7 protein-coding genes and 1 riboswitch are annotated in these 11,553 nt (G+C 69.3%); of the genes, 6 read left to right on the plus strand and 1 reads right to left on the minus strand.

What is annotated here, in order from left to right; genetic code table 11:
- The first annotated feature begins 49 nt into the window (after nucleotides 1-49).
- The 6 genes from C6V83_RS07085 (at nucleotide 50) to C6V83_RS07110 (ending at nucleotide 8,509) form a co-directional block, all read left to right on the plus strand.
- The gene (locus C6V83_RS07085; RefSeq protein ID WP_105941801.1) at nucleotides 50-1,612 is read left to right on the plus strand and encodes an MmgE/PrpD family protein; all 1,563 of its coding nucleotides are present in this window, start codon (nucleotides 50-52) and stop codon (nucleotides 1,610-1,612) included.
- Nucleotides 1,612-2,523: a methylisocitrate lyase gene (gene prpB, locus C6V83_RS07090; RefSeq protein WP_105941802.1), complete on the plus strand. Its 912-nt coding sequence runs from the start codon at nucleotides 1,612-1,614 to the stop codon at nucleotides 2,521-2,523. The genes C6V83_RS07085 and prpB overlap by 1 nt, the downstream gene beginning before the upstream one ends.
- 3 nt (nucleotides 2,524-2,526) lie before the next feature.
- On the plus strand, nucleotides 2,527-3,672 hold the full coding sequence (locus tag C6V83_RS07095) for a bifunctional 2-methylcitrate synthase/citrate synthase (protein ID WP_105941803.1): 1,146 nt from the start codon (nucleotides 2,527-2,529) through the stop codon (nucleotides 3,670-3,672).
- Nucleotides 3,673-3,826: 154 nt separating this feature from the next.
- Nucleotides 3,827-7,216, plus strand: a complete 3,390-nt coding sequence (locus tag C6V83_RS07100; RefSeq protein ID WP_105941804.1) for a pyruvate carboxylase — start codon at nucleotides 3,827-3,829, stop codon at nucleotides 7,214-7,216.
- 216 nt (nucleotides 7,217-7,432) lie between these two features.
- Entirely contained in the window at nucleotides 7,433-8,032 is a 600-nt protein-coding gene (locus tag C6V83_RS07105; protein ID WP_105941805.1) for an NUDIX hydrolase, read from the plus strand.
- 72 nt (nucleotides 8,033-8,104) lie between these two features.
- Nucleotides 8,105-8,509: a VOC family protein gene (locus C6V83_RS07110; RefSeq protein ID WP_105941806.1), complete on the plus strand. Its 405-nt coding sequence runs from the start codon at nucleotides 8,105-8,107 to the stop codon at nucleotides 8,507-8,509.
- 82 nt (nucleotides 8,510-8,591) lie between these two features.
- Here the strand turns inward: C6V83_RS07110 and metE are convergent, their stop codons facing one another.
- Complete coding sequence (gene metE / locus C6V83_RS07115) at nucleotides 8,592-10,898, minus strand: 5-methyltetrahydropteroyltriglutamate--homocysteine S-methyltransferase (protein WP_105941807.1); 2,307 nt, start codon at nucleotides 10,896-10,898, stop codon at nucleotides 8,592-8,594.
- Between the two features lie 129 nt (nucleotides 10,899-11,027).
- Nucleotides 11,028-11,265: riboswitch (cobalamin riboswitch) on the minus strand.
- Nucleotides 11,266-11,553 lie beyond the last annotated feature (288 nt).

Here is an 11,553-nt window from a genome sequence, read left to right on the forward strand (position 1 = left end):
CACTTGCCAGGCCTTTTCCCGGAGTTATCGGAATGCGTACGGTGCGAACATGATCAATCACGAGGTATTCACGCGCCGCAGCTCCGAGCACTTCCCGAAGGAAGAGCACCTGGCGTACAAGATCGCCCAGATCGCCGTCGATCCGGTTGAGGTCCCGGACGAGACCGCCGAGATGATCGTCAACCGGATTCTCGACAACGCCGCGGTGAGCGCCGCCTCCGTCGCCCGCCGGCCGGTCACCAGCGCTCGTCGTCAGGCACAGGCCCGCCCGCTGGCCGGCGGTTCCGGAGTCTTCGGCATCGACGGCGAGTACGCGCCGGAGTGGGCCGCCTGGGCCAACGGGGTGGCCGTGCGCGAGCTCGACTTCCACGACACCTTCCTGGCCGCCGAGTACAGCCACCCGGGCGACAACATCCCGGCGCTGGTCGCCGTCGGACAGCGCGTCGGGGCCAGCGGCCGCGATCTGATCCGCGGCCTGGCCACCGCCTACGAGGTCCAGGTGGACTTGGTGAAGGGCATCTGCCTGCACGAGCACAAGATCGACCATGTCGCCCACCTCGGCCCGTCGGTCGCCGCGGGGCTGGGCACCATGCTCGGCCTGGAGATCGACACCATCTATCAGGCCGTCGGTCAGGCACTGCACCTCACCACCGCCACCCGGCAGTCGCGCAAGGGGGAGATCTCCAGCTGGAAGGCGTACGCCCCGGCGCACGCCGGCAAGATCGCGGTGGAGGCCGTCGACCGGGCCATGCGGGGCGAAGGGGCGCCGTCGCCGATCTGGGAGGGCGAGGACGGGGTGATCGCGTGGATGCTCGGCGGCCCGGAGGCGCACTACACGGTGCCGCTGCCGGGGCCGGGCGAGCCCAAGCGCGGGATTCTGGACACCTACACCAAGGAGCACTCGGCCGAATATCAGAGCCAGGCGCCGATCGACCTGGCCCGCCGGATGCGCGAGCGGGTCGGCGACACCTCGCAGGTCGAGTCGATCGTGCTGCACACCAGCCACCACACGCACTACGTGATCGGCACCGGTTCGGGTGACCCGCAGAAGTTCGATCCGAACGCCAGCCGCGAGACGCTGGACCACTCGGTGATGTACATCTTCGCCGTCGCGCTGCAGGACGGCGACTGGGACCACGAGCGCTCGTACGCGCCCGAGCGCGCCGCGCGCCCGGACACCGTCGAATTGTGGAAGAAGATCTCGACCGTCGAGGACCCGGAGTGGACGCGCCGCTACCACTCGACCGATCCGAACGAGAAGGCCTTCGGCGCCCGTGCCGTGATCACCTTGCGCAACGGCGAGGTGATCACCGACGAACTCGCCGTCGCCGACGCCCACCCGCTCGGTGCGCGCCCGTTCGCCCGCGAGCAGTACCTGGCGAAGTTCGCGCGGATGGCCGGCGGCGCCGGGAGCACTTCGACTCCGCTCAGCATGAACTCCGCGAGCGGGCCGGGTGTGGACGGTGTGGTCGACCCGGTCGAGCAGGAGCGCTTCACGGCTGCCGCCATCGATCTGGCCGACCTCCCGGCCGGCGGCCTGGGCGCGCTGAATGTGCGAGTGCGACGCGAGGTCCTGGAGTCGGCGCCGGCGACCGGCGAGGGAATCCTCTGATGTCGGGGCTGTTCTCGTCGGGGCTGTCCGACGCCGACAAGCGCCGCGCGCTGCGGGCCGGACTCGCGTCCGGGGACCTGCAGCGCTGGCCGGGAGCCTTTTCCCCGCTGGTGGCCAAGATCGTCGCCGACGCGGGGTTCGAGGGCGTCTACGTCTCCGGCGCGGCGCTCTCGGCGGACCTCGGTCTGCCCGACATCGGTCTGACCACGCTCACCGAGGTCGCGGCCCGGGGCGGGGCGATCGCCCGGGCCACCGATCTGCCGACGCTGATCGACGCCGACACCGGCTTCGGCGAGCCGATGAGCGCGGCCCGCACCGTCGCCGTCCTCGAAGACGCCGGCCTGGCGGGCTGCCACCTGGAGGATCAGGTGAACCCGAAGCGCTGCGGTCACCTCGACGGCAAGGAGGTGGTCGGAGTCCGGGAGATGGTCCGCAGGCTCGGCGCGGCAGTGAGTGCGCGCCGGGACGAGAACTTCGTGATCTGCGCGCGCACGGATGCCCGCGGCGTCGAGGGGCTCGACGCGGCCATCTCCCGCGCCAAGGACTACGTCGCCGCCGGCGCCGACCTGATCTTCACCGAGGCGCTCGCCGACCTCGACGAGTTCAAGAGGTTCCGGGACGAGGTGGATGCGCCGCTACTGGCCAACATGACCGAGTTCGGCAAGTCCGACTTGTTCACCGCCGACGAATTCCGGGCGATCGGCTACAACGTCGTGATCTATCCGGTCACCACCCTGCGGCTCGCGATGGGTGCGGTCGAGTCCGGACTGCGGAAGATCGCCGCCGACGGCACGCAGGCGGGAGTGCTCGACGGCATGCAGCACCGCGCCCGCCTCTACGAGTTCCTCCGATACGCCGACTACAACGATTTCGACTCGTCCATCTTCACGTACACCCGAGCAGGGGAGTAACCAATGTCGCAGCAGCAGATCTACAAGGGGCTGGCGGGGGTCGTCGTCGACACCACGGCCGTGTCCAAGGTGGTGCCGGAGACCAACAGCCTCACCTATCGCGGCTACGCGGTGCAGGACCTGGCCACCACCAAGTCCTTCGAGGAAGTGGCCTACCTGCTCTGGCACGGCGAGCTTCCGACGGTCGCGCAGCTCGCGCTGTTCACCCAGCGGGAGCGAGCCAACCGCCGGCTGGATCGGTCGGCGCAAGCCGTGCTCGCGCGGATCCCGGAGAACTGCCACCCGATGGACACCGTCCGCACGATGATCAGCTACCTCGGCAGCGAGGATCCGGACGAGGACGTGCCGACCCCTGAGGCGAACCTCGACAAGGGGCTGCGCATGCTCGCAGTGCTGCCGACCATCGTCGCCGCCGACTTCCGCCGCCGGCGCGGACAGGCGCCGATCGCCCCGCACCACGGGCTGGGCTACGCGGAGAATTTCCTCAACATGTGCTTCGGCGCGGTGCCCGATGGACGAGCAGGGGCGAGCGGAGCGACGGGGAATGTCCTGGTCGACGCCTTCAGCCAGTCGATGATCCTGTACGCCGAGCACAGCTTCAACGCCTCGACCTTCGCCGCCCGGGTGGTGACGTCCACGCAGTCGGACATCTACAGCGCGGTGACGGCCGCGATCGGTGCGCTGAAGGGCTCCCTGCACGGCGGCGCGAACGAGGCCGTCATGTACGACATGATCGAGATCGACCGCCCCGAGCGCGCGAGGGACTGGCTGAACGCCAAGCTCGACGCCAAGGAGAAGGTGATGGGTTTCGGGCACCGCGTCTACAAGAACGGCGACTCCCGGGTGCCGACCATGTATCAGGCGCTGGTGAACGTGTCCGAGCACGTCGGCGAGGACCGGTGGCTGAAGATCTACCGGGAGCTGGCCGAGCTGATGGAGGAGCGGACCGGCATCAAGCCGAATCTGGACTTCCCGACGGGTCCGGCCTACCACCTGATGGGCTTCGACATCGGCATGTTCACGCCGATCTTCGTGATGAGCCGCATCACGGGCTGGACGGCGCATATCGTCGAGCAGACCCGTTCCAACGCGCTCATCCGCCCGTTGTCGGCGTACGACGGCCCGGTGCAGCGCCCGATTCCCGCCTGAATCGGTACCGTTCCGGACCCGAATGCGGTAGCAATAAAATATACGAACCTCGGGGGTGGGTCGGCTGATCCCGGTCCACCCCCGTTGTTCGTGCCGGGACGACGGCATCGCGTCGCCCGGTGTGCTCATGCCAACCCCAAGCAACGAGGCAGAGATGTTCAGCAAAGTCCTGGTGGCCAATCGCGGCGAGATCGCCGTGCGCGCTTTCCGTGCCGCATTCGAACTCGGCGCGGGCACCGTCGCGGTGTATCCGTTCGAAGACCGCAACTGTGTCCATCGCGGCAAGGCCGACGAGTCGTATCAGATCGGCGAACCCGGCCGGCCGGTGCAGGCATACCTCTCGGTCGACGAGATCATCGGCGCCGCCCGGCACGCCGGCGCCGATGCGGTGTACCCGGGTTACGGGTTCGCTTCGGAGAATCCCGAGCTGGCCGCGGCGTGCGCCGAGAACGGCATCGCGTTCGTCGGCCCGTCGGCGCGGGTGCTGGAGCTGACCGGCGACAAGAAGCGGTCGGTGCAGGCCGCGCGCGAGGCCGGACTGCCGGTGCTGTCCGGGTCGGAGCCGTCGTCGGACGTCGATGCACTGGTGGCGTCCGCCGCGGACATGACCTTCCCGGTGTTCGTGAAGGCGGTCGCCGGCGGCGGCGGGCGCGGCATGCGCCGGGTCGACGATCCCGCGGACCTCGCCGAGGCGATCGCGGCGGCTTCCCGCGAGGCCGAGGCGGCGTTCGGCAACCCCACCGTGTTCCTGGAACAGGCGGTGGTGAACCCCCGGCACATCGAGGTGCAGATCCTCGCCGACCACACCGGTGACGTGATCCACTTGTATGAACGGGACTGCTCGCTGCAGCGCCGCCACCAGAAGGTGGTCGAGCTCGCCCCCGCACCGAATCTGGATCCTGATCTGCGGCGACGGATCTGCGACGACGCGGTGGCCTTCGCCCGGCACATCGGCTACTCGTGCGCCGGCACCGTCGAGTTCCTGGTCGACGAGCGGGGCCGGCATTACTTCATCGAGATGAACCCGCGGATCCAGGTGGAGCACACCGTCACCGAGGAGATCACCGACGTCGATCTGGTGTCGGCGCAACTGCGTATCGCCGCCGGGGCGACGCTCGCCGATCTGGGGCTCACGCAGGAGTCGATCGCCGTGCACGGCGCGGCGCTGCAGTGCCGGATCACCACGGAGAACCCGGCCGACGGCTTCCGGCCGGACACCGGCCGGATCCGCGTCTACCGTGCGCCGGGCGGCACCGGGGTGCGTCTGGACGGCGCCGCCGCGCTCGGCAGCGAGGTGACCGGTCACTTCGACTCGATGCTGGTCAAGCTGACCTGCCGGGGCCGTGACTTCACCACGGCCGTGCGACGAGCCCAGCGCGCCCTCGCCGAGTTCAAGATCCGCGGCGTGCACACGAACATCGACTACCTCAAGGCCGTGCTGGCCGACCCGGACTTCCAGGCCGGCGCCATCACGACGTCGTTCATCGACGACCGCCCCGAACTGCTGACCGCCGTCCGGTCGCCCGAGCGCGGCTCGCGGCTGCTCAACTATCTCGCCGACGTCACCGTGCACCGGCCGAACGGTTTGGTGCCGACCGCGGTGCACCCGCACAAGAAGCTGCCACCGCTGACCCCGGAGCAACTGGCGAATCCGCAGGCCGGGTCCAAACAGCGCCTGGACGCGCTTGGGCCGGCGGGCTTCGCGCGGGCGCTGCGCGAGCAGAAGGCGCTGGCCGTCACCGACACCACCTTCCGCGACGCGCACCAGTCGCTGCTGGCCACCCGCGTGCGCACCTCCGGCCTGGTCTCGGTGGCGCCGTACGTCGCCGCGCTGACGCCCGAGTTGTTGTCGGTCGAGTGCTGGGGCGGCGCGACGTACGACGTCGCGCTGCGCTTCCTCAAGGAGGACCCGTGGGAGCGGCTGGCCCGGCTGCGTGCCGCCATGCCGAACATCTGTCTGCAGATGCTGCTGCGCGGCAAGAACACCGTCGGCTACACCCCGTATCCGACGCAGGTCACCACCGCGTTCGTCGACGAGGCGGCCCGCACCGGCATCGACATCTTCCGCATCTTCGACGCCCTGAACAGCGTCGAGGCGATGCGCCCGGCCATCGAGGCGGTGCGCGAGACCGGCACCGCCGTCGCCGAGGTCGCGATGAGCTACACGGGAGACCTGGCCGATCCCGCCGAGGACGTGTACACCCTCGACTACTACCTGCGCCTGGCCGAGCAGATCGTCGAGGCAGGCGCGCACGTGCTGGCGATCAAGGACATGGCGGGCCTGCTGCGTCCGGCGGCCGCCCGGAAACTGATCGGTGCGCTGCGCGCGGAGTACGACCTGCCCATCCACGTGCACACCCACGACACCCCCGGCGGCCAGCTCGCCACCTACCTGACCGCGTGGGAGGCGGGCGCGGACGCCGTCGACGGCGCCAGCGCGCCGCTGTCGGGCACCACTAGTCAACCGTCGCTCTCGGCGATCGTCGCGGCCGCCGCGCACACCGAGTACGACACGGGCCTGGATCTGGACCGGGTTACCTCGCTGGAGCCGTACTGGGAGGCGCTGCGCAAGATGTACGGCCGCTTCGAGTCCGGGATCCCCGCGCCCACGGGGCGGGTCTACGACCACGAGATTCCGGGCGGCCAGCTGTCGAACCTGCGCCAGCAGGCCATCTCCATCGGTGTGGGGGACCAGTTCGAGGCGGTCGAGGAGGCCTATGCGGGCGCCAATCGGCTGCTCGGACGGCCGGTCAAGGTGACCCCGTCGTCGAAGGTCGTCGGCGATCTGGCCATCGCCTTCGTCGCGCAGGGCATCACGGCGCAGGATTTCGCGGCTGATCCCACGGCGTACGACATCCCGGACTCGGTGGTGGGCTTTCTGCGCGGCGAGCTCGGTGAGCCCGCCGCGGGCTGGCCCGAGCCCCTGCGCGAGCAGATCCTGGCCGGACGCACCGCCGAGCTGGCCGAGGAGGAGTTGACTCGCGAGGACGAGGCGCTGCTGGCGGTGCCCGGCACCGCGCGTCAGGCCACGCTGAACCGGCTGCTCTTCCCGGGGCCGACCGCCGAATACCTCGCCCACCGCGAGGAGTACGGTGACACCTCGCGGTTGCCGGCCTACCAGTTCTTCTACGGTCTGCAGCAGGGCTATGAGCACCGGGTGATCCTGCGCGACGGCGTCCAGCTGCTGATCACGCTCGAAGCGGTGAGCGAGCCCGACGTGGCCGGCATCCGCACCGTGATGTGCACGCTCAACGGCGAGCTCCGGCCGGTACCGGTCCTCGATCGCTCCGCTGACGTGACCGTCGAAGTGCGCGAACGCGCTGACAAGGATGACCCGCACCACATCGGCGCCCCGTTCGCGGGCGTGGTGACGGTGTCGGTGGCCGTCGGCGACGAGGTCGCGGCGGGCGACGTGATCGGCACCATCGAGGCGATGAAGATGGAGGCGTCGATCTCCGCGCAGAGCGCCGGCACCGTGAAGCGCGTCGTGGTGCACCCGGCCACCGAGGTCGGCGCGGGCGACCTCCTCGTCGAACTGGGCTGATCGCCGGTCGTCGTGCGGGTGGTTTCGACTCCGACTCACTTCGTTCGCCGGGCTCAACCGTCGGAGTGTCGTCGAGTGAGCCTCTCGATGGTTGAGCGAGTCCTTCTCGATGGTTGAGCAAGTCCTTCTCGATGGTTGAGCGAGCGTAGCGAGTCGAAACCACCCTGAGTCGATGCCACCGGTTCGACGGGACCGTTGGTGGGGTAGACCTGAGACATGGAGCTGACGCGGGATCTGGCGGAACGGCGGCTTGCCGAGTGGGAGCGACGTGCCGTCGCGGATCCGGAACTGAAGCGGGCGGCGGTGGCGATCACCGTGGTACCCGGCGACGGCGACCGCGGCATCTGGGTGGCCCGACGACCAGCGTCGATGCGCAACCACTCGTACCAATTCGCGCTTCCCGGCGGCCGGCTCGATCCGGGGGAGACGGCCGTGCAGGCCGCGCTGCGCGAGCTCGACGAGGAACTCGGGGTCTCACTCGGACCGGACTCGGTGCTCGGCCTGCTCGACGACTACCCGACGCGGTCCGGGTATCTGATCACGCCGGTGGTCTGCTGGGTGGACGAGGCGGTGACCCCCGATCCGAGTCCGGACGAGGTGCACCGGCTGCACTTCGCCACCCTGGACGAGGTGATCTCGGAGCCGGCGTTCGACTCCATCCCCGAGTCCGACCGCCCAGTGATCCGGCTCCCCATCTTCGGGCACTGGGTGCACGCCCCGACCGCCGCGGTGATCTACCAGTTCGCCGAGGTGGTGGTGCGGGGCCGGACCACGCGCGTCGCGCACCTGGAGCAGCCGGTCTTCGCGTGGCGATGAGTGCCATGCCGAGCGACCGATCGAGCAGGATCGGAGAAGCTGCGGCGACAGGTTCGCAATAGCGTGGGGGCCATGAATCTGAGTCTCGCCACTTGCTTCGTACAGGTCGCCGATCCGGACGCCGCGCTCACCTTCTATCGGGACGCCCTCGGCCTCGAGGTCCGCAACGACGGACGGCAGGGCGAATTCAGCTGGACCACGGTCGGCTCACCGGACCAGCCGGATGTGGGGATCGTGCTGACCAATCATGTGAACGGCTCGCCGGAAGACGTGGACCAGGTCCGCCGTCTGGTCGCGAAGGGGGCGCTGGGCGGACTGCATTTGAGCAGCCCAGACCTCGAGGCCGCCTTCCGGCGGCTGTGCGAGCACGGTGCCGAGATCGTGTCCGAACCGGCTAATCAGCCCTGGGGGTCGCGTGACTGCGCCGTCCGTGATCCGGCGGGCAATCTTGTCCGGATTTACCAGGCGGAGGCGTAACCCCACCGGCACTGAGAATCTGCCTTCCTTTTGTTGCGGAATCCGCAACAAAAGGAAGGCAAGTTTCGTGAGGGGGACGGTCTCAGGCGCGGACGGCCTTGGCGGCGTCGACCATCGCGGTCAGTGCGGCGGTCACCTGCTCGGTGGTGCGGGTCTTGAGACCGCAGTCCGGGTTCACCCACAGACGTTCGGCCGGCACCGCCGACAGCGCCTCGCGAAGCAGGTCGGTCATCTCGGCGGCGTTCGGGATGCGCGGGGAGTGGATGTCGTACACACCCGGGCCCACCTCGTTCGAGAAGCCGATCGCGTTGAGGTCGTCGAGCACCTCCATGTGCGAGCGTGCCGCCTCGATCGAGGTGACGTCGGCGTCCAGGTCGGCGATCGCGCCGATGACGTCCCCGAACTCCGAGTAGCACAGGTGCGTGTGGATCTGCGTCTCGTCGGCCACCCCGGAGGTCGACAGCCGGAACGCGCCGACCGCCCAGTCCAGGTAGGCTTGCCGGTCGCCCGACCGCAGCGGGAGCAGCTCGCGAAGGGCCGGCTCGTCCACCTGGATGATGCCGACGCCCGCGCGCTCGAGGTCGACGGTCTCGTCCCGGATGGCCAGCGCCACCTGATCGGCCGTGGTCGCCAGCGGCTGGTCGTCCCGCACGAACGACCACGCCAGGATGGTGACCGGACCGGTCAGCATGCCCTTGACGATCTTCCCGGTGAGCGACTGCGCGTGGGTGATCCAGCCGACCGTCATCGGAGTCGGACGGGTCACGTCGCCGTACAGGATCGGCGGGCGCACACAACGGGAGCCGTATGACTGCACCCAGCCGTTCTGCGTGGCGAAGAACCCGTCGAACTGCTCGGCAAAGTACTGCACCATGTCGTTGCGCTCCGGCTCGCCGTGCACCAGCACGTCCAGCCCGATCTCATCCTGCAGCGCGATGACGGCGGCGATCTCCGCCTCCATCTGCTCGCGGTAGGCGGTCTGGTCGATCTCGCCCAGCCGCAGCCGCTGCCGCGCCTTGCGGATGTCGCCGGTCTGCGGGAACGAGCCGATCGTCGTGGTCGGGAGCTCCGGCAGACCCAGCGCCTCGTGCTGCCGCTCGCGGCGGGTCGCGGCAGCGGTACGACGACGATCGGACTCGCCCAGCGCGGCGAGACGCTCGCGGACCGAATCGACCGACAGGCGCGCATCGGTGGCGCGGGTGGCCAGAGCGTCCCGCGCGGCCTCGAAGACGTCCGCCTGCGAGACTCGGCCGTTGGTGAGGGCCCGCGAGAGAGCCGCGACCTCGGCGAACTTCTCCGAGGCGAAGGCGAGCCAGCCGCGGAGATTCTCGTCCAGACCGGTCTCGGCAGCCAGGGTGTACGGCACGTGCAGCGTGGAGCACGAGGTAGAGACTGCCAGCTCGCCGACCGCGGGACGCAGGTCTTCGAGGATCGCCAGGGCGGCATCCAGATCGGTGCGCCAGATGTTGCGGCCGTCGACCACTCCGGCGACGACCAGCTTGCCGTTCAGCTCGGCGGACCGCACCGACTCGGCCGTGCCGTAGACCAGGTCGACGCCGACACCCTCGACGCCGGTGCGGCCGAGTGCCGCCAGCGATTCGCCCGCATCGCCGAAGTAGGTCTGGACCAGGATTCTCGGCCGGTCGATCAGGCCGCCGAGCCGGGTGTACACACGCTCGGCGAGCTCGGGCAGTGCGCTTCGCCCGTTGCGCTCCGTCGGAACGTCGGTCACCAGGACCGGCTCGTCGATCTGCACCCACTGTGCGCCGGCGGCGGACAACTCGCCCAGCAACTGCTCGTACAGGGGCAGCAGTTCGTCGATCCGGGAAAGAGGCTCGGGGCCGTCGGCGTCGGCCTTGGACAGGCCCAGGAAGGTGATCGGACCGATCACGACCGGTCGGGCCGGGATGCCCTGTGCGACGGCCTCGGTGAATTCGGAGAGCACTTTCGACGCGTCGAGAGAGAACACGGTGTCGGGGCCGATCTCCGGCACCAGGTAGTGGTAGTTGGTGTCGAACCACTTGGTCATCTCGAGCGGCGTCACACCCTCAGCGCTGTTGTGGCCGGGCCCGCTCGCTCGGCTCCCGGCGCCCCGTGCGGCCGCGAAATAGCGGTCCAGCGGGTTCTCGATGCCGCTGACGCGGGGCGGGAGCGCACCCAGCAGTACGGCGGTGTCGAGCATCTGGTCGTAGTACGAGAATGTGTTGACCGGAACGGAGTCCAGCCCGGTGGTCAGCAGTTCCTGCCAGCCGGTGCGGCGCAGCTGTGCCGCGACGCTCTCCAGCTCGGCGGCGTCGACGCGGCCGGCCCAGTACCCCTCGACCGCGCGCTTGAGTTCGCGGTCGGCGCCGATCCGGGCGGTGCCCGGCACGGTGGTGGTGAAACCCATCTTTCGTTCAATCTCCTGCATCAAAGGTGACGACGAACGCCCTTACCCGAGCGAGGAGTGACGAAGAGCCCACGGAGGAACACGCTTCGACATCGCCCGGGTCCACGAGGCGGAACGTCACCGGCTGCGGCGCACCCGGTACAACGGGCAGGTCTTCGGGCTCATCGGCGTGCACCACGACCGCGAAGGTCGTCCGAGGCGCTCCTACTGGCCGTCGCTTCCCAGACTCGCGCGAACTGCGCATCCAGTGCGTGTGACGGCGGTCGTTCCGATATCCCGCTGCGGGTCAGCTCCGGAGTCTCACCGGATTCCCTCTCGCGGAATCGGCTGCGTCAGCAGCGATTCCGCTCGACGTCCGCGACGGTCGCAGGGGCTCCTGAGTGACGACGCAGCGGACGAACCGATTGCGCCGCCGAGTCTAACGCGCGGGCTCGACGGGTGTCACCCTCGGTTCGGCCGGTGAGTTTAATTCGGTCTCGACGGTCCGGGAGGGTGATTTCGACTCGCTGCGCTCGCTCAATCGTCGAGGGGCTGTGCTCGCTCGTTCGTCGAGGGGCTGCGCTTGCTCAATCGAGCGAGCAGGCCCGATCAGTGGGCGCCTCGAGTACGACGGCGGCCGCCCTCGGGGGAGGGACGGCCGCCGTCGTGGGTCGAG

The organism is Gordonia iterans (assembly GCF_002993285.1).
In the GTDB taxonomy this organism is placed as follows: Bacteria; Actinomycetota; Actinomycetes; order Mycobacteriales; family Mycobacteriaceae; genus Gordonia; species Gordonia iterans.

Bases quoted from the DNA above. Each gene is read 5' to 3' on its own strand.
- metE (WP_105941807.1), bottom strand. From the start codon at position 10,898: ATGGGTTTCACCACCACCGTGCCGGGCACCGCCCGGATCGGCGCCGAC.
- C6V83_RS07105 (WP_105941805.1), top strand. From the start codon at position 7,433: ATGGAGCTGACGCGGGATCTGGCGGAACGGCGGCTTGCCGAGTGGGAG.
- C6V83_RS07110 (WP_105941806.1), top strand. From the start codon at position 8,105: ATGAATCTGAGTCTCGCCACTTGCTTCGTACAGGTCGCCGATCCGGAC.
- C6V83_RS07095 (WP_105941803.1), top strand. From the start codon at position 2,527: ATGTCGCAGCAGCAGATCTACAAGGGGCTGGCGGGGGTCGTCGTCGAC.
- C6V83_RS07085 (WP_105941801.1), top strand. From the start codon at position 50: ATGATCAATCACGAGGTATTCACGCGCCGCAGCTCCGAGCACTTCCCG.
- prpB (WP_105941802.1), top strand. From the start codon at position 1,612: ATGTCGGGGCTGTTCTCGTCGGGGCTGTCCGACGCCGACAAGCGCCGC.
- C6V83_RS07100 (WP_105941804.1), top strand. From the start codon at position 3,827: ATGTTCAGCAAAGTCCTGGTGGCCAATCGCGGCGAGATCGCCGTGCGC.